Raw genomic sequence first — 24,207 nt, 5'->3', positions numbered from 1 at the left:
AAGGTAAAAACATGACCGGTATGAGCAATGTAACAAAACTGGCTGGCGAGCCATCGGGCCAGGAATTCCTGGTATTTACCCTGGGCGATGAAGAATACGGTATCGATATTCTGAAAGTGCAGGAAATTCGTGGCTATGATCAGGTCACCCGTATCGCCAATACGCCTGATTTTATCAAGGGTGTCACTAACTTACGCGGCGTTATCGTTCCTATCGTCGACCTGCGCGTGAAATTCAGCCAGGGTGAAGTTGAATACAACGATAACACGGTGGTTATCGTATTGAACTTTGGTCAGCGCGTGGTTGGGATTGTTGTCGATGGCGTATCTGACGTACTGTCGCTGGCGGCAGATCAAATCCGCCCGGCGCCGGAATTCGCCGTTACCCTCTCCACCGAGTACCTGACAGGTCTTGGCGCACTGGGCGAGCGTATGCTGATTCTGGTGAATATCGAAAAACTGCTGAACAGCGAAGAAATGGCGCTGCTGGATATCGCCGCTACCCACGTCGCGTAATCGCCTCGTCCCTTAAAACCCCTGCGCCATTGCGTGGGGGTTTTTTATTTCCGTTCTATTGCCCGCCTTTTTTTCTGAACCCGCCCTGTAGTCCGGGCTGCGTGTCACTATTTTTGATGCCTGATAGCGTACTAACCCAACGTTATTGGCCTGTAACGCTACCTGCGGCGTAGATACCAGGGAATCAGTCACCCTTGCCAACGACCTGAATGGACAGGTAATGACATATTTTTCGACCTGACTTCTTGTTAAATAACACGTTGTTAACATTCGTGTGGCGAGATATTCCCCGGCTGACGTTAGTGAGACGGTTTAATTCCTTTTCGCAAATGTAAAGTTCTGTTGCCCCTTGCCGATAACACCGTTAATGAGTTTTCAGGAAGGTGTAGCATGTTGAACCGTATTCGCGTTGTCACAATGCTGATGAGTGTACTGGTAGTGTTTGCGCTGCTGCAGTTGCTCTCGGGCGGGCTTTTATTCTCTTCTCTTAATCACAATCAACAAAGCTTTGCGGTGTCCAACGATCTGCGCATGCAACAGACCGAATTGACGAAAACCTGGGAATTGATGCTGCAAACACGTATCAACCTGAGCCGTTCGTCTGCCCGTATGATGATGGACCCCAACAATCAACAAAGTAGCGCCAAAACTGAATTATTAAAAAGCGCGAAATCCAGCCTGGCGGATGCCGCAAAACACTACGATGCTTTTCGTGCCATGCCATCGGTCCCCGCTATGGACGAGGCGCGCCAGGTGCTGGATGAAAAGTATAAAACCTATGCGGCTGGCCTTACGGAACTGGTGCAGTTTCTGGAAGGCGGCAACATGGATGGTTATTTTGCCCAGCCAACGCAGGGCATGCAGAACGGTCTCGGTGACGCGATGGGTAAATATGCCCAGTTAAGCGAATCGCTGTACCGCAAAGCCTATGACGAAAGCGTGAGTGATTATAACTTTGCAAAATGGCAAATGGCGGCACTCGCGCTGGCCCTGGTCGTGGTGCTGGCGTTGGTCTGGTACGGCATTCGCCGCATTCTGCTGGCCCCGTTAACTGCCGTCATTAAACATATTCGCGAAATCGCCAGCGGCAACCTGACCGACAAGCTGGTGGTTGAAGGGCGCAGTGAGATTACCGATCTGGCCGAGAGCGTCGACCATATGCAACGCTCGTTGATTGATACGGTGACCAATGTGCGCGCCGGTTCCGACGCTATCCATTCCGGCACCAGCGAAATTGCGGCGGGCAATAATGATTTGTCATCCCGTACCGAAGAACAAGCCTCGGCGCTGGAAGAGACGGCGGCAAGTATGGAAGAGCTGACCGCAACGGTGAAACAGAACGCCGAAAACGCCCGTCAGGCATCGTTGCTGGCGAAGAGCGCCTCTGATACCGCTGAGCGCGGCGGTAAAGTGGTGGATGGGGTGGTAAAAACAATGCACGACATTGCCGCCAGTTCGCAAAAAATTGCTGATATTACCGGGGTCATCGACGGTATTGCTTTCCAGACCAATATTCTCGCACTCAACGCGGCTGTTGAAGCCGCCCGCGCCGGTGAGCAGGGGCGTGGATTTGCGGTAGTTGCTGGCGAAGTGCGTAACCTTGCCAGCCGTAGCGCCCAGGCGGCTAAAGAAATCAAGGCACTGATTGAAGACTCTGTCTCACGCGTGGATACCGGTTCGGTACTGGTTGAAAGCGCCGGTGAGACGATGGGCGATATTGTGAATGCGGTAACCCGGGTAAATGACATTATGGGTGAGATTGCTTCGGCATCTGATGAACAGAGCCGTGGCATCGATCAGGTTGCGCTGGCGGTGTCCGAAATGGATCGCGTCACGCAGCAAAACGCCTCGCTGGTACAACAATCTGCAGCCGCTGCGGCCGCATTAGAAGAACAAGCCAGCAGGTTGACGCAAGCGGTTTCTACTTTCCGTCTCTCTTCTGTCCCTACAAAAAACGCGCATGGAGCGCTTAATCCGGCGGCAGACATTACCACGGCTCCTTCCAGAGCCCGTCAACTCACTACCGGACAAAACGATAACTGGGAAACTTTTTAACTGCTTTAACCCGCGGCAATTTGCCGCCTGATGGGAGCGTTGATGTTAAACCGTATTCGAATTTCTACGACACTTTTTTTGATCTTGATTGTTTGTGGCGTTTTGCAGGTAGGGAGTAATGGGTTGTCGTTTTGGGCGTTTCGTCAAAGCACTGCCCATTTAGCGGAAGTTGAAAAAAGTAATATCCAGCGCAACGCACTTATGCAAACTCGCGCCTGGTTATTACAGGCCAGTACATCACTGAATAAAGCCGGTACGTTAACGGCGCTGAGTTATCCGCCGGACGATATCAAGGCGCTAATGAAACAGGCGAAAGATAATCTGAACGATGCCGATAACAGTATAAATGAGTTTTTGAATATCCCGGCGTTGACCGATGAAGGTAAGCGCCTGCAGGACGGGACAAAAGCCGCTTACATCGCATGGCATGGCGATCTGGAACACCAGGCCGCGTGGCTTGAAAGTAATCAGCTATCCGACTTTATGTCGGCACCGGTTCAGCAGTCGCAGGATGCGTTTAATCAAAACTTTACGGCCTGGCAGCAGCATATTAACCACTTTGTGGAGATAGCTAAGGCAGAGGGGCAAAACAACTATCAGCGCTCGGCGGTGATTTTTGTGGTGGTAGTGATTCTGGCCGCGTTGCTGACATCGGCCGCGCTGTGGTGGGCGCGCAAAATGATTGTTCAGCCACTGGCCATTATCAGTAGTCATTTTGACAGTATTTCCGAGGGCAATCTGGCGCGATCGATTGCGGTATTTGGTAAGAATGAAATTTCGGCCATTTTTGCCAGCCTCAAAAAGATGCAGACTGCACTGCGTTCTACTGTGACCGATGTTCGTCAGGGCAGCTATGCGATGCATACCGGTATTTCGGAGATTGCCGAAGGCAACAACGATCTGTCGGCGCGTACCGAACAACAGGCCGCGTCTCTGGCGCAAACGGCAGCCAGTATGGAAGAGTTGACGGCCACGGTAGGGCAAAACGCTGACAATGCCCGTCAGGCATCTGGCCTGGCGCAGAGCGCAGCGGAAACAGCGCGTAAGGGCGGACAGCAGGCGTCGAATGTGGCAAGCACTATGCATGAGATCGCCGCCAGCTCGCACAAGATTGGCGATATTATCAGCGTGATTGACGGTATTGCCTTCCAGACCAATATCCTGGCCTTGAACGCGGCGGTAGAAGCGGCGAGGGCAGGGGAGCAGGGACGTGGTTTCGCCGTGGTGGCCGGTGAGGTGCGTAATCTCGCCAGTCGAAGCGCGCAGGCCGCAAAAGAGATCAAAGGCCTGATCGAAGAGTCGGTATCACGCGTTCAACAAGGCTCGGTGCTGGTAGATACCTCTGCCAAAACTATGATGGAGATCGTCCACTCTGTTACGCAGGTGAACGATATTATGGGCGAAATTGCCTCTGCTTCGGATGAACAGCGCCGGGGTATTGAGCAGGTCGCACTGGCTGTAAGCCAGATGGATCAGGTGACGCAACAGAATGCTGCGCTCGTTGAAGAAGCCGCCGCGGCCACCGATCAGTTAGCGCACCAGGCAGATCATCTGACCTCCCTGGTGGCGGTGTTTAAGTTAGAAGAGCATGCCGTAATATCAGACGTGGCACTCCCCAAAGGGGTGCCAGTTGTATCATAAATCAGAATGAGAAGGCGCTATGACATCATCAATGCCTACCGGGCAAACGTCATCACTCATGCAACAGATGACTCAGCGTCTTGCGCTGTCTGACGCGCATTTTCGTCGAATATGTCAGTTGATCTATCAGCGTGCAGGGATCGTGCTCGCCGACCATAAGCGGGACATGGTCTATAACCGCCTGGTTCGTCGCTTGCGTACCCTTGGGCTGGATGATTTTGGTCGCTACCTGAGCATGCTGGAAGCGAACCAGAATAGCGCCGAGTGGCAGGCTTTTATAAACTCGCTGACCACTAACCTCACTGCCTTTTTCCGGGAAGCTCACCACTTCCCGGTGCTTGCGGAGCATGCACGCAAGCGTACCGGCGAATACCGCGTCTGGAGTGCCGCGGCATCGACCGGCGAAGAACCTTATTCCATTGCGATTACCCTGGCGGATTCACTGGGTATGGCGCCGGGTCGTTTTAAAGTGATTGCCAGCGATATCGACACCGAAGTGCTGGAAAAAGCGCGTAACGGCGTTTATCGCCAGGATGAATTGAAAACGCTGTCGCCGCAACAGTTACAGCGTTATTTCATGCGCGGAACCGGACCCCATGCCGGGCTGGTGCGCGTGCGTCAGGAACTGGCGAATTACGTTGATTTCACGTCAGTGAACCTGCTGGATAAACAATATAACGTCCCCGGACCGTTTGACGCGATTTTTTGCCGTAACGTAATGATTTATTTTGATAAAACGACGCAGCAGGATATCTTGCATCGTTTTGCACCATTGCTTAAGCCTGACGGACTACTTTTTGCCGGGCATTCGGAGAATTTCAGCAACCTCGTGCGTGAGTTTAGCCTGCGTGGGCAAACCGTTTACGCGCTGAGTAAGGATAAAGCATGAGTAAAATCAGGGTAATGTCCGTCGATGATTCTGCATTGATGCGTCAAATCATGACCGAAATTATCAATAGCCACAGCGATATGGAAATGGTGGCGACGGCGCCGGATCCGTTGGTTGCACGGGATTTAATTAAAAAATTTAACCCTGATGTGCTGACGCTTGATGTGGAAATGCCGCGGATGGACGGTCTGGATTTCCTGGAAAAACTGATGCGTCTGCGCCCGATGCCGGTGGTGATGGTGTCTTCCCTGACGGGAAAAGGGTCAGAAGTCACGCTGCGCGCGCTGGAATTGGGGGCGATTGATTTCGTTACCAAGCCTCAGCTCGGTATTCGCGAAGGGATGCTGGCTTACAGCGAAATGATTGCCGAAAAAGTGCGTACCGCTTCGCGCGCGCGCCTTGCGGCACATAAACCGATGGCGGCAGCACCGGCAGCGCTGAAGTCGGGTCCGCTGTTAAGTTCGGAAAAATTGCTGGCCATTGGCGCTTCAACCGGAGGAACAGAGGCAATTCGTCATGTACTCCAGCCATTGCCGCTTTCAAGTCCCGGTATTCTTATTACTCAGCACATGCCGCCAGGCTTCACCCGTTCGTTTGCTGAACGCCTGAATAAGCTGTGCCAGATCACCGTGAAAGAGGCGGAAGATGGTGAGCGTGTCCTGCCGGGGCATGCGTATATTGCGCCGGGCGACAAGCATATGGAGCTGGCGCGTAGCGGGGCAAACTATCAGATTAAAATCCACGATGGGCCGCCGGTGAATCGTCACCGTCCTGCTGTGGACGTACTGTTTCATTCGGTCGCGAAATACGCCGGGCGAAATGCCGTGGGGGTTATCCTCACCGGGATGGGCAACGACGGTGCGGCCGGAATGTTAGCGATGCACCAGGCTGGTGCCTGGACCATTGCACAAAATGAGGCAAGTTGTGTGGTGTTCGGCATGCCGCGCGAAGCTATCAATATGGGTGGCGTCAGCGAAGTGGTCGATCTTAGCCAGGTAAGCCAGCAGATGTTGGCAAAAATTAGTGCCGGACAGGCAATACGTATTTAACGAGGAGTGATGTTTTATGGCGGATAAAGAGCTCAAATTTCTGGTTGTGGACGACTTTTCCACGATGCGTCGTATCGTGCGCAACCTGTTAAAAGAGCTGGGGTTCAACAACGTCGAGGAAGCCGAAGACGGCGTTGACGCGCTGAACAAACTCCAGACCGGTGGTTTTGGTTTCGTCATTTCCGACTGGAACATGCCGAACATGGACGGACTGGAACTGCTTAAGACGATTCGTGCTGACGGCAACATGTCTTCGCTGCCGGTGCTGATGGTCACGGCAGAAGCGAAAAAAGAAAACATTATCGCGGCGGCTCAGGCTGGCGCGAGCGGCTATGTAGTGAAACCTTTCACTGCTGCAACCCTGGAAGAGAAACTCGGTAAGATTTTCGAGAAACTCGGCATGTGAGGACTGGACGATGATTCAACCTTCAATTAAACCTACGGAAGAACATTCAGCCAGCGATATCATTGCCCGTATCGGTAGCCTGACACGTATGTTGCGTGACAGTTTGCGTGAGTTGGGATTGGATCAGGCGATTGCTGAAGCGGCGGAAGCCATCCCGGATGCCCGTGATCGTCTTGATTATGTGGTACAGATGACCGCGCAGGCCGCTGAACGCGCACTTAATAGCGTTGAGGCGTCGCAACCGCACCAGGATGCGATGGAAAAAGGGGCTAAAACGCTGTCGAAGCGTTGGGATGAGTGGTTTGAAAATCCTATCGAGCTCAAAGATGCCCGTGAACTGGTGACCGATACCCGCAAATTCCTCGGGGATGTACCGGGGCACACCAGCTTCACCAACGCGCAGTTATTAGACATCATGATGGCGCAGGATTTCCAGGACCTTACCGGTCAGGTTATCAAGCGTATGATGGATGTGATTCAGGAAATTGAACGACAGCTGCTGATGGTGCTGATCGAAAATATTCCCGATCAGTCTGCGCGTCCGAAACGTGAGAACGAAAGTCTGCTTAATGGGCCGCAGCTTGATGCGACGAAAGCGGGCGTAGTGGCAAGCCAGGATCAGGTTGACGATCTGCTCGACAGCCTCGGTTTCTGATGCCTCTGCACTGAGCCATATTGAGAAACGGGAAGCGGCGATGCTTCCCGTTTTTTTAGCTCATGGTGGACAAGGAAAAAGAGGCGGCGTTATTCAGCATATGCAGCAGCATTGGCAGCAGCAGCCCACCTGAGGCCATTCTTACCACGCACAGCAGGGCCGAAAACGTAAACAGCCAGATAAAGGTGGCTGGCGCATGGTATTGGGTGTGCATAAGCGCAAACACGACTGATGTCACCACGATACTCTGCTGCCTGGCAAAGCGCCCGGCGCGTATAAATGCATTAAGTAAGAATCCGCGAAAGATGACTTCTTCACAAAACGGGGCAATAAAACAAATCGCGAACGCCAGTCCCCAACGCGCAGAAAGCGAGTAATCCTTTAACGATGCCACCCACTCTTCTTCGATCCCCAGAAACTGCCAGGCAATATTCAGTACGATGATGGCCAGTAAGCCCAATGAGAAATAACCGACGTTAAATTGCCCCAACGGCATAAATGGGTAGCGGTGGTTATAGTGTCGCCAGAGCAATAGCGTGCAAGGCAGACTGACGATCAGGCCGACAAACAGCGCAGCAAAACCTGAATGATAGAGTGCGGCATAATTGGGTAGCAGCGCCACAATAAAGAAAAAACAATGATAAATCAGTACCGCTGCGAGACAGATCAAGGTGTGATGGCGTCTCTGCGCCTGATTGGACAGCATGGGTATCATCCTTGTATTAATGATGTTTTATGCCTTTTTAAAAGCTTACGCCGCAAAAAGCAGGGTTTCTGCGCTGTGCGGTAGTATATCGCTGGCGGATAAGTACATGCACTTTGCCTTTTCTCAAATCGCGAAAACCCCGCGTTTTTATGCCTTACTCTGCCCATTAGACCGACTTGACTCTGGCATTATGTCATCAAACATCTACCCGTGGATTTGAGCCGTGGCAGACGATAGCGACGACAAAACAGAAGCCCCCACACCCCACCGAAAAGAGAAGGCCCGTGAGGAAGGGCAAGTTCCCCGATCGAAAGAGCTGACATCAATACTGATGCTCTTTGTTGGGGTGGGTGTGCTCTGGATGGGCGGGGACGCGTTTGCCCGCAAACTGTCGGGCATTATGTCGTCGGGTTTACGTTTTGATCATGCCATCATCAATGACCAAAAAATGATCCTTGGTCACCTGATTGAGTTGCTCAAGAATGCCGTGCTGGCGCTGCTACCGCTGGTGACAGGCGTGGTGCTGGTGGCGCTAGCGGCACCGCCGGTACTGGGTGGTCTGGTATTAAGCGGTAAATCGGTACAGTTTAATTTTTCCAAGATTAACCCGTTGAGCGGCCTCAAGCGTCTGTTTTCAGCGCAGGTCGTGGCGGAGCTGGTCAAGGCCATCATGAAAACGGCCCTGATGGGCAGTGTGGCCGCATTTTATCTGTGGCATAAATGGCCGGAAATCATGCGTCTGATGATGGAAGCACCGGTCACCGCGATGGCCAGCGCCCTGAATCTGGCCGGGATGTGTTGTCTGCTGGTTGTGCTGTCGATAATCCCGATGGTGGGGTTCGACGTCTTCTGGCAGATCTACAGCCATCTGAAAAAATTGCGTATGTCCAAACAGGATATTCGCGACGAATTTAAACAGCAGGAGGGGGACCCGCATGTTAAGGGGCGTATCCGCCAGCTGCAACGCGCCGCGGCGCGCCGTCGTATGATGGCTGATGTGCCAAAAGCCGATGTGATTGTAACGAACCCGACGCACTACTCCGTCGCGCTGCAATATGACGAAAATAAAATGAGTGCGCCGAAAGTGATTGCGAAGGGTTCCGGTTTGATTGCGCTGCGTATTCGTGAAATTGGCAGCGAAAACCGTATCCCGATTCTTGAGGCGCCGCCGCTGGCGCGCGCCCTGTATCGCCATGCTGAAATCGGTCAGCAGATCCCAGGACAGCTTTACTCGGCCGTGGCTGAGGTTCTTGCCTGGGTATGGCAATTGAAACGCTGGAATCTTGCCGGGGGCAAACGCCCGGCAAGACCTGAAAATCTCCCAGTGCCAGAGTCGCTGGATTTTATGAACGAGAAGGACACTGATGGCTAATCTGGTGGCAATGTTGCGTCTGCCCGGCAACCTGAAATCTACACAATGGCAAATTCTGGCGGGGCCGCTGCTGATTTTGTTGATTCTGTCGATGATGGTTTTGCCGTTGCCGGCATTCGTGCTCGACCTGCTTTTTACCTTCAACATTGCGCTCTCGATTATGGTGCTTCTGGTGGCGATGTTCACCCAGAAAACCCTTGAGTTCGCGGCATTTCCCACCGTGTTGCTGTTTACCACCTTGCTACGCCTGGCGCTGAACGTCGCTTCTACCCGTATCATTCTGCTCGAAGGCCATACTGGTACGGCAGCGGCGGGTAGAGTGGTTGAAGCCTTTGGTCACTTCCTGGTTGGCGGTAACTTTGCCATCGGTATCGTGGTGTTCATCATCCTCGTGATCATCAACTTTATGGTTATCACCAAAGGTGCGGGGCGTATCGCGGAAGTCGGCGCGCGCTTCGTACTGGATGGAATGCCCGGTAAACAGATGGCGATCGACGCCGACCTTAACGCCGGCCTTATCGGGGAAGATGAGGCAAAACGTCGTCGTTCTGATGTGACCCAGGAAGCTGACTTCTACGGCTCCATGGACGGTGCGAGCAAGTTTGTGCGCGGTGACGCCGTCGCGGGCATTCTTATCATGGTTATTAACGTCATTGGCGGCCTGCTGGTGGGGGTATTGCAGCATGGCTTGTCGATGGGCGACGCGGCGCAAAGTTATACCCTGTTGACCATCGGTGACGGTCTGGTTGCGCAAATCCCGGCACTGGTCATTTCTACCGCTGCGGGTGTGATTGTGACCCGCGTGGCAAATGATGAAGATGTCGGTCAGCAGATGGTTAGCCAGCTGTTTACTAACCCACGCGTAATGGTGCTCAGCGCCGCAGTACTGGGGCTGTTTGGCCTCGTGCCAGGTATGCCGAACTTTGTCTTCCTGCTCTTCACCGTGGGTCTGCTGACGCTGGCCTGGTGGCTGCGTGGCAAAGAAGAGAAGGCGCCGACGGAAGTCACGCCAGTCAAAATGCCAGAAAACAACCAGGCGGTGGAAGCCACCTGGAATGACGTGCAACTGGAAGATTCACTGGGCATGGAAGTGGGCTATCGCCTGATTCCGATGGTGGATTTCCAGCAGGATGGCGAGCTGTTGGGACGTATCCGCAGTATTCGTAAAAAATTCGCCCAGGACATGGGGTTCCTGCCGCCCGTGGTGCATATCCGCGACAATATGGACTTGCCGCCCGCCCGTTACCGCATCCTGATGAAAGGGGTGGAAGTGGGGAGCGGTGATGCGTATCCGGGACGCTGGCTGGCGATTAACCCGGGGACCGCGGCAGGTTCATTACCCGGTGAGCAGACTGTCGATCCGGCCTTTGGCCTGGCGGCTATCTGGATTGAGAGTGCGCTGAAAGAGCAGGCGCAGATCCAGGGTTTCACCGTGGTGGAGGCCAGTACGGTTGTCGCAACACACCTCAACCACCTGATTGGTCAGTTTGCGCCGGAACTGTTTGGTCGTCAGGAAGCACAACAACTGCTGGACCGCGTAACCCAGGAAATGCCAAAACTCACCGAAGACCTGGTACCGGGTGTTGTTACGCTGACAACGCTGCATAAAGTGCTGCAAAACCTGCTGGCAGAAAAAGTACCGATCCGCGATATGCGTACCATTCTTGAGACGCTGGCAGAACACGCACCGCTGCAAACCGATCCTTACGAACTGACCACCGTTGTTCGCGTCGCGCTGGGCCGTGCGATCACCCAGCAATGGTTCCCCGGCAGCGGCGAAGTGCAGGTTATTGGTCTTGATACGCCACTGGAGCGTCTGCTGCTACAGGCATTGCAAGGCGGCGGTGGGCTGGAGCCGGGCCTTGCCGATCGTCTGCTGGAGCAAACTCAGGAAGCGTTGCAGCGTCAGGAGATGCTTGGCGCGCCGCCCGTACTGCTGGTCAACCATGCGTTGCGTCCGTTGCTGTCTCGTTTCCTGCGTCGCAGCCTGCCGCAGCTGGTGGTGTTGTCGAATATGGAAATGTCCGATAACCGTCCCATCCGGATGACAGCGACCATTGGAGGCAAATAATGCGTAAGCTGGCCGGGTTACTCCTTGCGTTACCCTTGTTTGTCCACGCTGCCGGAAACGGTGCGTGGCAGGCAAGCAATATCGGGGTTATTCTCAGCAATCGTGGGCAGGCCATGTCATCGCGTATTCTTGCGCCTTCACAGCCGGTTAATGGCCTGATGACCGTGGTTTCATGGCGTTATGAGCTAAACGGCCCGACGCCGGCGGGGTTGAACACACGTTTGTGTAGCCAGACACGCTGTGTGCAACTCGACGCCCAAAGCGGCACCACTGTCGCCTTCGCCGACGTGCCCGCGATTGAGCCGTTACGCTTTATCTGGGAAGTCCCTGGCGGAGGGCGATTGATTCCCGCCCTGAATGTCCTCAGTATCCAGGTTATTGTTAACTACCAATAGCCGCTCGTCTTTTCGCCGGTCATCGCCGTTCCTCTCAGGAATATGATGGCTGGCTCTCAAATTATGACCCCTCCTTTTGAGTCAAAAGAAACACTGTTTTATAAATCAGTGAGGCGTGTTGCGGCACTCTTTGTGTTTTTGCCATCTGCCCCCCGGTTGTGGCAGAAACAGAAAGGTAACCCAAAGCACATACTCTTACTTTAGCCGTGTAAGCATTACCTTTGGCGAGGCCGGATTGCCAGAGGTCCCTCACTAATAAACAGGGTTAACGGCAATGAAAACACGTAAAATTGGGTTGGTTAACTACCTCGCCTATGGCTCAGGCGACTTCCTGGGGGCGGGCACGACAGCACTTACCGCTGCATGGCTACTCTATTTCTACACCACCTTCTGCGGCCTGACGCCTATCGAAGCGACGTTTATTTTTGCGGCCGCCAGGGTACTGGATGCGGTAGTCAGCCCACTGATGGGCTTTTTAACCGACAACTTCGGCTCCACCTGGCTGGGTAAACGTTTTGGTCGGCGTAAATTCTTTATCATGCTGGGTATTCCGTGTGTGTTCAGCTACTCCATTATGTGGGTAGGTGACATGAGCTTCTGGTATTACCTGCTGACATATCTGCTGTTTGATGTGGTCTATACCATGATCCTGGTGCCCTACGAAACGCTGGTGCCGGAAATGACCGATGATTTCAAACAGAAAACCAAATTCTCCGGTGCGCGTATCTCTATGGCGCAGATGTCCGCGATCCTGGCCTCGTTCCTGCCTGGCCTGCTGCTGGCCCACTTCGGTAAAGACAACCCGGTCTCCTTCTTCTACGCAAGCCTGGTGTTCTCTGTATTGTGCGCATTGATGCTGACCTTTGTCTGGTGCTTCACCTGGGAGCGTCCGCGCGAAGACTGGACCGAAGCCGCGCTGCGTGCCGAAGCCGAGAAAAAACATCTGACCCTGGGCCAGAGCCTGCGTCGCCTGTTTGTTGAGCTGAGCTCAACGCTGCGCATTAAGATTTTCCGTCAGCACCTGGGGATGTACCTGGGCGGCTATATTGCACAGGACGTCTTTAACGCCGTCTTTACCTACTACGTTGTTTTCGTGCTGATGCAGGAAGCGTCTGTCGCGTCTAATTTGTTGGGCACGATGGCTATCTTCCAGTTCATCGCCGTTATCGCCATGATCCCGCTGTGTATCCGTTTTGGGCCGGCGCCGTCTTACCGTATGGTTGTGGTGCTGTTTGGTCTGAGCGCGGCATCTTTCGCCATCCTTTACTGGGCGGGCCTGAGTGACATCTATGCCTTGTTGCTGCTGGTATCTGCCGTTGCGGGTCTGGGCCGTGGCGGGATCAACTACGTTCCATGGAACACCTATACCTATATCGCCGACGTGGATGAAGTGGTTACCGGTCAGCGCCGTGAGGGTATCTTTGCGGGCATCATGACCCTGACCCGTAAAGCCTCTCAGGCCGGTGCGGTCATGCTGGTCGGGATCGTGATGCAGACCTCCGGGTTTGTCTCCGGCCAGAAAACGCAGGTTCCGGAAGTTAGCCACACCATCCTGATGATCATGTGTTTTGGTACGTTGCTGGTTCTCGCCTGTGGTTTCCTGGTCTCTCTGCGCTTCAAACTGAACCTGAAAACGCACAGCATTCTTCGTGCAGAGACGGCCAAAATGCGCGAATCCGGTCGTGTGGTGCCGGAAAGCGCAACGCCGGAAGCGCGTGCCACCGTTGAGATGCTGGCAGGCATGCCGTTTGAGTCCCTGTGGGGCAATAACAACATCGGCTATCTGAATCGTAATAAACCTGCCGCGCCTTCCCTGAAAGAAAACGCGTCACTGAAATCGACTTACAACTGAGGTTAAGAATATGAAGGTTTGGCCTGTCAAACATAGCCCATTACTTTGTCAGCCAGAGCGTTTTATCGCCCGCGACGAGCTGAAATCATTGATTCAGAAGGTAACGCATAATCTGGTCAATATTCACGACACCACCGGCGAGTTTTTACTGCGGCTTGACGACGGGCGTGTGATTGACACCAAAGGATGGGTGGGCTGGGAATGGACCCATGGCGTCGGTCTGTATGGGATGTACCAGTATTACCAGCAGACCGGCGACCAGACGGTACGTGATGTGATTGATAGCTGGTTCGCTGATCGCTTTGCCGAAGGTGCGACGACCAAGAACGTGAACACCATGGCGCCGTTTCTGACGCTGGCGTATCGCTACGAAGAGACCCGCAATCCGGGCTACCTGCCGTGGCTGGAGAGCTGGGCCGAGTGGGCAATGAATGAGATGCCGCGTACGGAGCATGGCGGTATGCAGCACATCACGCTTGCTGAAGAGAACCATCAGCAGATGTGGGATGACACCCTGATGATGACCGTTCTGCCGCTGGCGAAAATCGGTAAGCTGCTTAATCGTCCTGAGTATGTGGAAGAGGCGACTTATCAGTTCCTGCTGCATGTGCAGAACCTGATGGACAGGGAGACAGGTCTGTGGTTCCACGGCTGGAATTACGAAGGTTGCCATAATTTTGCACATGCTCGTTGGGCGCGCGGCAACAGCTGGCTGACCATTGTGATCCCGGACTTCCTGGAACTGGTGGATTTACCGGCAAACAATGCGGTACGCCGTTATCTGGTGCAGGTATTAAACGCGCAAATCGCTGCGCTGGCGAAATGCCAGGACGAGAGCGGGCTGTGGCATACGCTGCTTGACGATCCGACATCGTATCTTGAAGCGTCAGCAACCGCCGGGTTTGCCTACGGCATGCTGAAAGCGGTACGTAAGCGCTATGTTGGTCAGGAGTATGCGCAGGTTGCCGAGAAAGCAATCAAAGCCGTGGTGAAGAACATTTCACCGGAAGGTGAACTGCTGCAGGTCTCTTTCGGCACGGGGATGGGCAGCGATCTGGATTTCTACCGCCAGATTCCCCTGACTTCCATGCCCTATGGTCAGGCAATGGCGATGCTGTGTCTGACTGAGTATCTGCGTAAGTATTTCTAAGCTTCCCCCGGTGGCGCTGACGCTTACCGGGGCTACGGCCGGTGCGGTTGGTAGCTGGATAAGGCGCAGCCGCATCCGGGAATTCTTAGGCTTCCCCCGGTGGCGCTGACACTTACCGGGGCTACGGCCGGTGCGGTTGGGAGCCCGGATATGGCGCAGCCGCATCCGGGAATTCTTAGGCTTCCCCCGGTGGCGCTGACGCTTACCGGGGCTACGGCCGGTGCGGTTGGTAGCCTGGATAAGGCGCAGCCGCATCCGGGAATTCTTAAGCTTCCCCCGGTGGCGCTGACGCTTACCAGGGCTACGGCCGGTGCGGTTGGTAGCCCGGATAAGGCGTAGCCGCATCCGGGAATTCTTAAACTTCCCCCGGTGGCGCTGACGCTTACCAGGGCTACGGCCGGTGCGGTTGGTAGCCTGGATAAGGCGCAGCCGCATCCGGGAATTCTTAAGCTTCCCCCTATGGCGCTGACGCTTACCGGGGCTACGGCCGGTGCGATTGGTAGCCCGGATAAGGCGCAGCCGCATCCGGGAATTCTTCCGATAGTATGAAAAAACAAAACCCGGCATTTGCCGGGTTTTTTACAGACCTTCAACTTACATACGTTCGATGGTTTCAATACCGAGCGTATCCAGACCCAGTTTCAGCGTCTTCGCGGTCAGCAGCGCCAGTTTCAGGCGGCTGTTGCGGACCTCTTCACTCTCAGCACTCAGAATCGGGCAATGTTCATAGAAGCCAGAGAACAGGCCAGCCAGATCGTACAGATAGGCACACATCACGTGCGGCGTACCCTCACGGGCAACCACATTCAGCGTCTCTTCAAATTGCATCAGGCGTGCGGCCAGTTGGGCTTCGCGATCTTCACTGATCACCACGTTCGCGGCGAGGAGGGCGCTTTCGTCGACATCGGCTTTACGGAACACTGACAGAACGCGCGTATAGGCGTATTGCATATATGGCGCGGTGTTTCCTTCAAACGCCAGCATATTGTCCCAGTCGAAAACATAATCAGTGGTACGGCTCTTAGACAGATCCGCATATTTCACCGCACCGATACCCACCGCGTTAGCCAGTTTCTCCAGCTCATCTGCTGGCATATCCGGGTTTTTCTCAGCAACCAGACGACGGGCGCGTTCCAGTGCTTCATCAAGCAGGTCGGCCAGTTTCACCGTGCCGCCCGCACGGGTTTTGAACGGCTTGCCGTCTTTACCCAGCATCATGCCGAACATATGATGTTCGAGAGAGACAGAATCCGGGACATAACCGGCTTTACGCACGATAGTCCAGGCCTGCATCAGGTGTTGATGCTGACGGGAGTCGATGTAGTAAAGCACGCGGTCTGCATGCAGGGTTTCATAGCGGTATTTGGCGCAGGCAATATCAGTGGTGGTGTAGAGGTAGCCACCATCTTTCTTCTGGATGATCACACCCATCGGCTCGCCTTCTTTGTTCTTGAACTCGTCCAGGAACACCACGGTTGCGCCTTCGCTCTCTACCGCCAGTCCTTTAGCTTTCAGATCGGCCACGATACCCGGCAACATCGAGTTATACAGACTTTCGCCCATCACATCTTTACGCGTGAGGGTCACATTCAGACGGTCATAAGTAATCTGATTCTGGGACATGGTGATGTCGACCAGTTTGCGCCACATCTGCAGGAAGTATTCATCGCCGCCTTGCAGTTTCACGACGTAGCTACGGGCACGCTCGGCGAAGACTTCATCTTCGTCGTAATGTTTTTTGGCTTCGCGATAAAAACCTTCGAGATCCGCCAGCGCCATTTCGCCCGCGTTTTCCTGCTGTTGCAATTCCAGATACGCAATCAGCATACCGAACTGGGTACCCCAGTCACCCACGTGGTTCGCGCGGATAACGTTATGACCCAGGAACTCCAGGGTACGCACGGATGCGTCGCCAATGATGGTTGAACGCAGGTGACCAACATGCATCTCTTTCGCCACGTTTGGCGCCGAATAGTCGACAACGATGGTTTGCGCTTGCGGCTTCGTGATACCCAGACGGTCAGACTGCAACGCCAGGTTTACCTGTTCTGCCAGAAATGCCGGGGCAAGGAAGATATTGATAAAGCCCGGTCCGGCGATTTCAACTTTGCTGGCGATCCCGCTGAGATCGAGATGAGTCAGTACCTTCTCGGCCAGTTGTCGCGGTGCCATGCCCAATTTTTTAGCAATTGCCATCACGCCATTAGCCTGATAGTCGCCAAACTGGACTTTTGCAGACTGGCGGACTTGCGGTTCGCAATCCGCATCCGCACCTGCGGCAATGAGCGCCTGACCGACTTTTTCTGAGAGTAGAGCCTGAATATTCACCGGGATACCTTACATTGATGACGCAGCACATAAGGGCTGGCCGCGTCCGGGTGTTGATTATGAAAGGCGGGAGTATACTGCAAATGCCCGCAGGCGTCAGCACCGGAACCTGGAGGTTCACGCCAAAAAGCATGGCCTGTTCGCGGGCAGATTAACGCTTTGCACCTTCGAGCGCGGCGGTCTGTTCAGGTTCATCATTCGAACCGCCAGGCGCCTGATCTTACTCGCTATCCTGCGTGCGGGATGTATCCGTAGTATAGTAAGAAGAGTTTATTTCTTTGAGCGTACTATGACTTATTCCATTGGCGAATTTGCCCGGCTTTGCGGGATAACGGCGACCACACTTCGCGCCTGGCAGCGCCGCTACGGTTTACTCAAACCGATGCGCACGGAGGGCGGGCACCGGCTTTACAGTGATGACGACGTGCAACAGGCGCTCAAAATACTCGACTGGGTGAAAAAAGGGGTCCCTGTCAGCCAGGTCAAACCGCTGCTGGCCAGGCCGGAAATGCGGCGCACCAATAACTGGGTCACCCTGCAAGAGAACATGCTTTCGCGGCTAAAAGAAGGGAAGATTGACTCTCTGCGTCAGCTCATTTACGACTCCGGACGCGAGTATCCTCGTTCGGAACTGGTCACAGAAGTGTTGCGCCCGTTGCGCAGTAAAATGTCGGCCAATATTGCCGCTATGATGACACTCCGTGAAATCCTCGACGGCATTATCATCTCCTACACCTCATTTTGCCTTGAAGGGGACAAACGCGCGCCGGGCGATAATTATTTAATCACCGGCTGGCATCTGACCGACCCTTGTGAAATCTGGCTTGAAGCGCTTCGGCTAACGGGGCAGGGGCATCGCATTGATATCCTTCCGGTTCCGCCTGCGGCACTGGCGCCGGAGGTTTTGCCGACAAGAAAATGGTTGCTGGTCACCAGCGGTAAATTATCTGCCGCGCGAAAAAAACAAATTGAACTGTGGCAATCGCAGGTCAGTTCCCTCGACGTTATCACGCTCTAAATCCTCTCTTCTTTCCATCTCCATGGTCGCTATATTGCGGCCTGGACGGGTATGCCTTTCTCTTTTTTTGCTCTGATTTAATACAAAAACCAATCTAAATAACTATTTGATATTTATTAAATATAAAAAATTTACGCAATAAAACTTGGACAAATATAAGTAATTGTGTAAGTTTTAGAGAAGGCGATCTCCGCATTAGGTCAACGGTAAGGGTAGGACGATGAGCACCATACAGTCCGTTATCGATCGGTTTATTCATTACTATGCAGAACTGGACAGCCAGCCGCCGTCGGCGCTAAGCGCGCTCTATCATCCCGATGCCGTATTGCAGGATCCGTTTGGCGAGCATCAAGGGTTCGTCGCTATCCATCGTTACTTCACCCATCTGCTGGCGAATGTTGAACAGTGTCGTTTCTCTATTGATCCCCCGCTTTGTGACGGTCAGCGTTTTGCGGTGACCTGGACCATGCACTGGTCGCATCCTCATATCCGCGGGAACGAACTTCTATCTCTGCCAGGGTGTTCGGTAGTGTCCGTTCAGGGGGAGCACGTCCTGCATCAGCGTGATTATTACGACGCCGGAGAGATGCTTTATGAGCATCTTCCCTTACTGGGTTGGGCGGTTCGCGGTGTGAAAAAGAGGGTCCGCGCATGAAAACGGTGCTTATTACGGGCGCCAGCTCAGGTATTGGTGCCGGGCTGGCTAAATCCTTCGCTGCAGATGACTACCTTGTCATCGCCTGCGGGCGCGATCCATCGCGTCTGAACGCACTACAACAATTCAGCCCCAACATCAGTGTGCGTCTTTTCGACATGACAGGCAGGGACGCTAGTCGCCACGCATTGGCGGACTGCCATCCCGATCTGGTTATTCTCTGTGCGGGTACGTGCGAATACCTGGAAAATGGGGTGGTAGATGCCGCCCTTGTCGAGCGGGTGATGAGCACCAATTTTCTTGGGCCGGTGAATTGCCTTGCCGCGCTCCAGGCACAGCTCAAGCCTGGAAGTCGCGTTGTGCTGGTCAGTTCGATGGCCCACTGGCTGCCTTTCCCCCGTGCCGAAGCTTACGGCGCGTCAAAAGCTGCGCTCAGTTGGTTTGCTGACAGTTTACGCCTGGACTGGGAGCCGAAAGGGGTCGCCGTCACCGTTGTCTCACCGGGGTTTGTCGACACACCGCTGACCCGTAAAAACGATTTTGCTATGCCTGGTCAGGTGAGCGTCGGGCAGGCGGTTACGGCCATTCGCCGGGGTCTGGCAAAGGGCAAGAAACATATCGCGTTTCCGGGCGCTTTTGGGTTGCTGCTACGCACGCTCTCTTCTCTTCCCGCGTTTATGCAGCGGGCCTTGTTGCGCAGGATGGTACGGTCATGAACATTGCAATTATTGGTAGCGGCATTGCCGGGCTGACCTGCGCATGGCGGCTGACCGGTCATCACAAGGTGACGCTGTTTGAAGCGCAAAACACCCCCGGTGGCCACACGGCAACCGTGGATGTCGCTACTCCCCAGGGGATCTGGGCCATTGATACCGGTTTTATCGTTTACAACGATCGCACCTATCCACGTTTCATGGGGCTGCTCAGCGAATTAGGTATTACCGGGCAAAAAACGCAAATGAGTTTTTCCGTCCACAATCCACAAAGCGGGCTGGAATATAACGGACACACTCTTGCTTCGCTGTTTGCCCAGCGCCGAAATCTTGTTAACCCGGCTTTCTGGCATCTGCTCAGCGATATCGTGCGTTTTAACCGTCAGGCAAAACAAGCTCTGGCAGGCAACATCGATGAAAAAGCCACACTGCAAAACTTTCTCGATGAACACCGTTTCAGCGCCTTTTTTGCCCGCCATTACATTCTGCCGATGGGCGCTGCCATCTGGTCATCATCCCTGCAAGAGATGCGGCGTTTCCCGTTGCCGCTGTTTCTGCGCTTCTTTGAGAATCACGGTCTGTTGGACGTGGCCCACCGTCCGCAGTGGTATGTGGTACCTGGTGGTTCACGTGAGTATGTCCGCGCCATCCTCGATCAACTCGGCGACCGCCTGACGTTGCGCCTCAATACGCCCGTACAGCGTATTACCCGCCACGATACGCGCGTGGAAATCCATCTTGCCGACGCGACCCATACGTTTGACCACGTTATTTTCGCCTGCCACTCCGCACAGGCGCTGGCGATGCTGGCGGACCCAACGATTGCGGAAACAGACATTCTGGGTGGCATTGGCTGGCAGCGTAACGAGGTGGTTTTGCACAGTGACCGGCGCTGGCTTCCGAAACGCGAACGCGCCTGGGCAAGCTGGAACTACCGCCTGAGCGAACATGATCAGGCCAGCGCGTGCGTGACCTACAACATGAATATTCTGCAAGGTCTGCCCGAGGGCGCGCCTTTATTCTGCGTCACCCTGAACCCGGACATGCCCATTGACGATCGCTACGTCTGGAAACGCTTTGTTTATGAGCACCCGCTGTTTAACCCGCAAAGCTGGCGGGCGCAGGCGCGGCGCAGTGAGATTAATGGTCGTCAGCGTAGCTGGTACTGCGGCGCTTACTGGTACAACGGCTTTCATGAGGATGGCGTTCGCAGCGCGCTGGATGTGGTACACGGCATCGCATCCGGGGAGGGGCAGTAAAATGAACAGCTGCCTTTATGAAGGCGTTTTACGCCATCGGCGTCATCAGCCCAGGGCGCACCATTTCCACTATCGCGTATTTATGGCGTGGCTCGATCTCGATGAGCTGGACACGCTACCGATGGCTGGCATCCGTCGTAACCGCTTTGCCGCAGCCGCCTTTTATGACGAGGATTACCCTCTGGGATCGCCGCTTAAGGCGAAGGTTCTCGAACGGCTGGAAGCGTTGACCGGTGATCGACCACAGGGGCGCGTTATGTTGCTCACTCAACTGCGTTATTTCGGCTTTCATTTTAATCCGGTCAATTTCTATTACTGCTACGACCAGAACGAAACCCTGCGTTGGGTACTGGCGGAGGTGCGCAATACGCCCTGGAATGAACGGCATTATTATGCCGTAAACGGACAACATGCTTCTCCGCTGGAAAAAGCGTTCCACGTTTCCCCGTTTAACCCGATGGATATGGTCTATCACTGGCGCTTCAACCGCCCCGGCAAAACGTTGCATATGCATATCGAAAACCATCAGGAGGAGAAGGTCTTCGACGCGACGCTGCTTCTGGCCCGACGCCCTTTGACACGCGCGACACTCACTTCTTTGCTGTTGCGTATTCCGCTTATGACGCTCAAGACCGTGATGGCTATTTATTGGCAGGCGCTGCGTCTGTGGCTTAAACGCGTACCCCTTTACAATCATCCCGTTAGCAGGAGTGAACGCTCATGACCGATCCCGTGTTTGCGCTTGAACCCGATATCCCGCGTAATGCCCGTGTCGCGCGCTGGTTGCTCTTTCGCCTTCTGCAGGGTTTACGTGTGGGATCTCTCACGCTCCGTGAAGGCGGGCAGACTTTTCATTTTGGCGACACGGCTGCAGCGTTGCGCGCAGAAGTGCAGATCCTCTCCCCGGTCGTTTACTGGCGTTTGCTGACCGGTGGGAGTCTTGCGGCGGCGGAAGCCTGGATGGATGGTGAGTGGGAGACGCATCAGCTTACCCCGCTGTTGCAGATTTTAGCGCTCAATAGCCCGGTTTTGGGGAAGCTCGAAAGCGGCTTTCGTCTGCTGGGGCGCCCGATAGAGCGGCTACGCCACTGGACGCGACGCAACGGGCGTCAGCAGGCGCGGGAAAATATTGCCGCTCACTATGATCTGGGGAATCTTTTTTACGCCCATTTCCTTGATGAGCAGTTGCTCTATTCCAGCGCGCTGTTCACCGCGCCCGATCAGGATCTCGCCAGCGCGCAGCAGGCAAAAATGGCGCGATTGTGTGAACAACTGGCGCTAACGCCTGACGATCACCTGCTGGAGATTGGCACCGGATGGGGGGCAATGGCCGAGTATGCCGCACGTCATTATGGCTGCCGGGTGACCACCACCACGCTGTCACGTGAGCAGTACAAATGGGCTCAGACGCGAATTATTCAGGCGGGTTTACAGGACAGGGTTGAGGTTTTGCTCTGTGATTATCGCGACCTGACCGGACAGTTCGACAAGCTGGTTTCGATTGAGATGATTGAGGCGGTAGGAAAACACTATCTCCCGACCTTCTTCCGGACTTGTCAGGCACGCCTGCGCGCGGGGGGGAAAATGGCGATTCAGGCTATCACCATTCAGGATCAGCGCTACAGCGATTACAGTAAAAGCGTCGATTTCATCCAGCGTTACATCTTTCCCGGCGGTTTCTTACCGAGCATAACGGTGATGAATAACCTGATGACCCGCCATACCGATTTTGTGGTGCGTAATATCTTTGATATGGGGCCCGATTATGCCCGCACCCTTGCCCAGTGGCGTCAGCGTTTCGTTCATGCCTGGCAAGACATTGAAAAGCTGGGGTTTGATGAGCGTTTCCGCCGCATATGGCTTTACTATTTCGGTTACTGTGAAGCGGGTTTCAACGCACGCACTATCAGTGTGGTGCAATTGACTGCGGAGCGGGTATGAACCGCCATCTGCAGATCTTCCTGATGGCAATAGCGTTCGATCTTTACTGGACGCTGGTGGTGCTGTTTCGTGAGCGCGGCGTTGTTGTCTGGCTCGCACTGGCGATGCTGGCCTGCGTCATGCTCGCGCCCGCGCTTCGCGTGTATGCCCTGCTGCTGGCCGTCGCTGGTAGCTCGCTGGATGCCGCCTGGGCGCTTACGGGACTAATCAGTTTCAGTGGCGATGGGGTATTGCCGCTGTGGATGGTGGCGCTCTGGCTGATGTTTGCCGTCGTCTGGACCCGGCTTACTCGCGCCAGTGCATTGCCGGGCTGGACGCTGGCGCTACTGGCAACGCTCGGTGGCCCGGTTGCTTACTATATGGGGGAACGTCTGGGCGCGATGACGTTCTTGCAACCGAACTTTATCGTGTTGAGTTGGCTCGGACTTGGATGGCTGATACTGGCGCTTTTTTTCCATTTATTAATGGGGAGGCGGCAATGAAGTCTCTGCGCTTTGCTCTGCTTTTGCTGATAGCCGCCGCTCCCTTAGCCAGTGCCGCTGACTGGTTAAACTGGCGCAAAACCGGTGACGCTACCTTAACCTGGGGTCCCTTTACCGTTTATACCTCGCAACTACGCACCCCGCAGGGGCGGTATATCGCAGCAGATCAGGACCAGGCGTTAATCCTTACTTACGCACGGGATATTACGCGCGATGAACTGGTCGATGCGACGCGCGAACAGTGGCGGGCGCTGGGAATACTGACGCGGGAAGCGCAGAGCGAGACCTGGCTACACACCCTTGCCACCCTCTGGCCGGATGTCAGTTCCGGCACGCAACTGGCGTTTGTTCTTCGTGAGAAGCGAGGACAGTTCTGGTATCGCGCATCGGCGGCGGAAAAAACCTTTACTCCGCTGGGCCCTCAGCAATCCCTGGCGTTCAGTATCAACTTTCTTGCCATCTGGCTCGATCCGCATACGCAATACCCCACGCTGCGTCAGCAGCTCATCGGAGGTGAAAAATGAAACGCATTCTGGCGCTTGGGTTGACGCTGCTCTTAATGCTGACAGGCTGTAGTAGCGAGATAAATGACTACCAGCATCAACAGCCACAGCTCGATATCTTTCACTATTTTCGTGGCAAGACCGAAGCCTGGGGCATGGTACAAGACCGCAGTGGCAAACAGTTGCGTCGTTTCCATGTTGACATACAGGGCGACGTGGTGGGCGATACGCTGACGCTCAACGAAAACTTTGTCTATGACGATGGCGAAAAACAGCAGCGGGTGTGGCATATACGGCGTATCGGTAACGATCGCTACGAAGGGACGGCCGGAGATATTGAAGGTGTCGCACGCGGTCAGGCGGCAGGCAATGCCTTCAACTGGCGCTACAGCATGAACGTGAAGGCTGACGGGAGTACCTGGCTGCTACACTTTGATGACTGGATGTATCTGCAGGACGATACACACCTCTTCAACAAAACTGCCATGAAGAAATTCGGCATTACCGTAGCAACGGTCACGCTCTTTTTCACCCGAAAAGCACAATAAAAAG

The 24,207-nt window shown here is 54.4% G+C and carries 25 protein-coding genes; 23 read left to right on the top strand and 2 right to left on the bottom strand.

Going from position 1 to position 24,207, the window contains the following annotated elements:
- Positions 1-11: 11 nt before the first annotated feature.
- The 7 genes from cheW (at position 12) to cheZ (ending at position 7,210) form a co-directional block, all read left to right on the top strand.
- The gene (gene cheW / locus L2097_RS10270) at positions 12-515 is read left to right on the top strand and encodes a chemotaxis protein CheW (RefSeq protein WP_047370941.1); all 504 of its coding nucleotides are present in this window, start codon (positions 12-14) and stop codon (positions 513-515) included.
- 390 nt (positions 516-905) lie between these two features.
- Positions 906-2,570 (top strand): methyl-accepting chemotaxis protein II, encoded by a 1,665-nt coding sequence (gene tar / locus L2097_RS10265; RefSeq protein ID WP_047370940.1) that lies wholly within the window; start codon positions 906-908, stop codon positions 2,568-2,570.
- A 42-nt stretch (positions 2,571-2,612) separates the two neighbouring features.
- Positions 2,613-4,211 (top strand): methyl-accepting chemotaxis protein IV, encoded by a 1,599-nt coding sequence (tap, locus tag L2097_RS10260; RefSeq protein WP_250352784.1) that lies wholly within the window; start codon positions 2,613-2,615, stop codon positions 4,209-4,211.
- Between the two features lie 19 nt (positions 4,212-4,230).
- Positions 4,231-5,100, top strand: coding sequence for a protein-glutamate O-methyltransferase CheR (gene cheR / locus L2097_RS10255; protein ID WP_085005932.1), 870 nt, complete (start codon positions 4,231-4,233; stop codon positions 5,098-5,100).
- The gene (locus L2097_RS10250) at positions 5,097-6,149 is read left to right on the top strand and encodes a protein-glutamate methylesterase/protein-glutamine glutaminase (RefSeq protein WP_047370937.1); all 1,053 of its coding nucleotides are present in this window, start codon (positions 5,097-5,099) and stop codon (positions 6,147-6,149) included. The genes cheR and L2097_RS10250 overlap by 4 nt, the downstream gene beginning before the upstream one ends.
- A gap of 16 nt (positions 6,150-6,165) precedes the next feature.
- Complete coding sequence (gene cheY, locus L2097_RS10245) at positions 6,166-6,555, top strand: chemotaxis response regulator CheY (RefSeq protein WP_039078693.1); 390 nt, start codon at positions 6,166-6,168, stop codon at positions 6,553-6,555.
- Positions 6,556-6,565: 10 nt separating this feature from the next.
- Positions 6,566-7,210 (top strand): protein phosphatase CheZ, encoded by a 645-nt coding sequence (gene cheZ / locus L2097_RS10240; RefSeq protein ID WP_085005933.1) that lies wholly within the window; start codon positions 6,566-6,568, stop codon positions 7,208-7,210.
- Between the two features lie 55 nt (positions 7,211-7,265).
- On the opposite strand, the gene L2097_RS10235 is transcribed toward cheZ, so the two are convergent.
- The gene (locus tag L2097_RS10235) at positions 7,266-7,916 is read right to left on the bottom strand and encodes a type II CAAX endopeptidase family protein (protein WP_172399048.1); all 651 of its coding nucleotides are present in this window, start codon (positions 7,914-7,916) and stop codon (positions 7,266-7,268) included.
- 223 nt (positions 7,917-8,139) lie between these two features.
- On the opposite strand from L2097_RS10235, the gene flhB reads away from it, so the two are divergent.
- The 7 genes from flhB (at position 8,140) to L2097_RS10200 (ending at position 15,305) form a co-directional block, all read left to right on the top strand.
- Positions 8,140-9,288, top strand: a complete 1,149-nt coding sequence (flhB, locus tag L2097_RS10230) for a flagellar biosynthesis protein FlhB (protein ID WP_047370934.1) — start codon at positions 8,140-8,142, stop codon at positions 9,286-9,288.
- A complete protein-coding gene (gene flhA / locus L2097_RS10225; protein WP_047370933.1) occupies positions 9,281-11,359 on the top strand; it encodes a flagellar biosynthesis protein FlhA in 2,079 nt (692 codons plus the stop codon). The genes flhB and flhA overlap by 8 nt, the downstream gene beginning before the upstream one ends.
- Positions 11,359-11,754 (top strand): flagellar protein FlhE, encoded by a 396-nt coding sequence (flhE, locus tag L2097_RS10220; protein WP_250352783.1) that lies wholly within the window; start codon positions 11,359-11,361, stop codon positions 11,752-11,754. The genes flhA and flhE overlap by 1 nt, the downstream gene beginning before the upstream one ends.
- Positions 11,755-12,028: 274 nt before the next feature.
- Positions 12,029-13,606, top strand: a complete 1,578-nt coding sequence (locus L2097_RS10215) for an MFS transporter (RefSeq protein ID WP_250352782.1) — start codon at positions 12,029-12,031, stop codon at positions 13,604-13,606.
- A gap of 10 nt (positions 13,607-13,616) precedes the next feature.
- Complete coding sequence (gene bglB, locus L2097_RS10210; RefSeq protein ID WP_250352781.1) at positions 13,617-14,756, top strand: beta-galactosidase BglB; 1,140 nt, start codon at positions 13,617-13,619, stop codon at positions 14,754-14,756.
- Between the two features lie 99 nt (positions 14,757-14,855).
- Complete coding sequence (locus L2097_RS10205) at positions 14,856-15,095, top strand: hypothetical protein (RefSeq protein WP_250352780.1); 240 nt, start codon at positions 14,856-14,858, stop codon at positions 15,093-15,095.
- Between the two features lie 30 nt (positions 15,096-15,125).
- Entirely contained in the window at positions 15,126-15,305 is a 180-nt protein-coding gene (locus tag L2097_RS10200) for a hypothetical protein (protein WP_250352779.1), read from the top strand.
- 45 nt (positions 15,306-15,350) lie between these two features.
- Here L2097_RS10200 and argS read toward each other — a convergent pair whose 3' ends face one another.
- The gene (argS, locus tag L2097_RS10195) at positions 15,351-17,084 is read right to left on the bottom strand and encodes an arginine--tRNA ligase (protein WP_250352778.1); all 1,734 of its coding nucleotides are present in this window, start codon (positions 17,082-17,084) and stop codon (positions 15,351-15,353) included.
- A 289-nt stretch (positions 17,085-17,373) separates the two neighbouring features.
- On the opposite strand from argS, the gene L2097_RS10190 reads away from it, so the two are divergent.
- The 9 genes from L2097_RS10190 to L2097_RS10150 all read left to right on the top strand — a co-directional run bounded on the left by L2097_RS10190 (position 17,374) and on the right by L2097_RS10150 (position 24,203).
- Complete coding sequence (locus tag L2097_RS10190) at positions 17,374-18,102, top strand: MerR family transcriptional regulator (protein WP_047370927.1); 729 nt, start codon at positions 17,374-17,376, stop codon at positions 18,100-18,102.
- Positions 18,103-18,322: 220 nt separating this feature from the next.
- A complete protein-coding gene (locus tag L2097_RS10185; protein WP_047370926.1) occupies positions 18,323-18,757 on the top strand; it encodes a nuclear transport factor 2 family protein in 435 nt (144 codons plus the stop codon).
- Positions 18,754-19,473, top strand: a complete 720-nt coding sequence (locus tag L2097_RS10180; RefSeq protein ID WP_047370925.1) for an SDR family NAD(P)-dependent oxidoreductase — start codon at positions 18,754-18,756, stop codon at positions 19,471-19,473. Before L2097_RS10185 ends, L2097_RS10180 begins: the two co-directional genes overlap by 4 nt.
- Positions 19,470-20,729, top strand: a complete 1,260-nt coding sequence (locus tag L2097_RS10175; protein WP_085005939.1) for an NAD(P)/FAD-dependent oxidoreductase — start codon at positions 19,470-19,472, stop codon at positions 20,727-20,729. Before L2097_RS10180 ends, L2097_RS10175 begins: the two co-directional genes overlap by 4 nt.
- Before the next feature lies 1 nt (position 20,730).
- On the top strand, positions 20,731-21,453 hold the full coding sequence (locus L2097_RS10170; protein WP_047370923.1) for a DUF1365 domain-containing protein: 723 nt from the start codon (positions 20,731-20,733) through the stop codon (positions 21,451-21,453).
- A complete protein-coding gene (locus L2097_RS10165) occupies positions 21,450-22,670 on the top strand; it encodes a class I SAM-dependent methyltransferase (RefSeq protein WP_250352777.1) in 1,221 nt (406 codons plus the stop codon). Before L2097_RS10170 ends, L2097_RS10165 begins: the two co-directional genes overlap by 4 nt.
- Positions 22,667-23,152 carry a DUF2878 domain-containing protein gene (locus L2097_RS10160; protein WP_250352776.1) on the top strand — a complete coding sequence of 162 codons (486 nt, stop codon included), beginning with the start codon at positions 22,667-22,669 and terminating at the stop codon, positions 23,150-23,152. The genes L2097_RS10165 and L2097_RS10160 overlap by 4 nt, the downstream gene beginning before the upstream one ends.
- Before the next feature lie 5 nt (positions 23,153-23,157).
- Positions 23,158-23,676: a hypothetical protein gene (locus L2097_RS10155; RefSeq protein WP_085005995.1), complete on the top strand. Its 519-nt coding sequence runs from the start codon at positions 23,158-23,160 to the stop codon at positions 23,674-23,676.
- On the top strand, positions 23,673-24,203 hold the full coding sequence (locus L2097_RS10150; protein WP_047370920.1) for a DUF3833 domain-containing protein: 531 nt from the start codon (positions 23,673-23,675) through the stop codon (positions 24,201-24,203). The genes L2097_RS10155 and L2097_RS10150 overlap by 4 nt, the downstream gene beginning before the upstream one ends.
- The last annotated feature ends 4 nt before the right edge of the window (positions 24,204-24,207 follow it).

Origin of the sequence: Citrobacter sp. MNAZ 1397, from assembly GCF_023613995.1 — a bacterium.
GTDB lineage: Bacteria > Pseudomonadota > Gammaproteobacteria > Enterobacterales > Enterobacteriaceae > Phytobacter > Phytobacter ursingii.
The sequence above is the reverse complement of the archived record's forward strand: the minus strand, read 5'-3'. Positions and strand labels throughout refer to the sequence as shown.

Coding starts and splice junctions, on each gene's coding strand:
- cheW (WP_047370941.1), top strand. CDS start 12: ATGACCGGTATGAGCAATGTAACAAAACTGGCTGGCGAGCCATCGGGC.
- tar (WP_047370940.1), top strand. CDS start 906: ATGTTGAACCGTATTCGCGTTGTCACAATGCTGATGAGTGTACTGGTA.
- tap (WP_250352784.1), top strand. CDS start 2,613: ATGTTAAACCGTATTCGAATTTCTACGACACTTTTTTTGATCTTGATT.
- cheR (WP_085005932.1), top strand. CDS start 4,231: ATGACATCATCAATGCCTACCGGGCAAACGTCATCACTCATGCAACAG.
- L2097_RS10250 (WP_047370937.1), top strand. CDS start 5,097: ATGAGTAAAATCAGGGTAATGTCCGTCGATGATTCTGCATTGATGCGT.
- cheY (WP_039078693.1), top strand. CDS start 6,166: ATGGCGGATAAAGAGCTCAAATTTCTGGTTGTGGACGACTTTTCCACG.
- cheZ (WP_085005933.1), top strand. CDS start 6,566: ATGATTCAACCTTCAATTAAACCTACGGAAGAACATTCAGCCAGCGAT.
- L2097_RS10235 (WP_172399048.1), bottom strand. CDS start 7,916: ATGCTGTCCAATCAGGCGCAGAGACGCCATCACACCTTGATCTGTCTC.
- flhA (WP_047370933.1), top strand. CDS start 9,281: ATGGCTAATCTGGTGGCAATGTTGCGTCTGCCCGGCAACCTGAAATCT.
- flhE (WP_250352783.1), top strand. CDS start 11,359: ATGCGTAAGCTGGCCGGGTTACTCCTTGCGTTACCCTTGTTTGTCCAC.
- L2097_RS10215 (WP_250352782.1), top strand. CDS start 12,029: ATGAAAACACGTAAAATTGGGTTGGTTAACTACCTCGCCTATGGCTCA.
- bglB (WP_250352781.1), top strand. CDS start 13,617: ATGAAGGTTTGGCCTGTCAAACATAGCCCATTACTTTGTCAGCCAGAG.
- L2097_RS10190 (WP_047370927.1), top strand. CDS start 17,374: ATGACTTATTCCATTGGCGAATTTGCCCGGCTTTGCGGGATAACGGCG.
- L2097_RS10185 (WP_047370926.1), top strand. CDS start 18,323: ATGAGCACCATACAGTCCGTTATCGATCGGTTTATTCATTACTATGCA.
- L2097_RS10180 (WP_047370925.1), top strand. CDS start 18,754: ATGAAAACGGTGCTTATTACGGGCGCCAGCTCAGGTATTGGTGCCGGG.
- L2097_RS10175 (WP_085005939.1), top strand. CDS start 19,470: ATGAACATTGCAATTATTGGTAGCGGCATTGCCGGGCTGACCTGCGCA.
- L2097_RS10170 (WP_047370923.1), top strand. CDS start 20,731: ATGAACAGCTGCCTTTATGAAGGCGTTTTACGCCATCGGCGTCATCAG.
- L2097_RS10165 (WP_250352777.1), top strand. CDS start 21,450: ATGACCGATCCCGTGTTTGCGCTTGAACCCGATATCCCGCGTAATGCC.
- L2097_RS10160 (WP_250352776.1), top strand. CDS start 22,667: ATGAACCGCCATCTGCAGATCTTCCTGATGGCAATAGCGTTCGATCTT.
- L2097_RS10150 (WP_047370920.1), top strand. CDS start 23,673: ATGAAACGCATTCTGGCGCTTGGGTTGACGCTGCTCTTAATGCTGACA.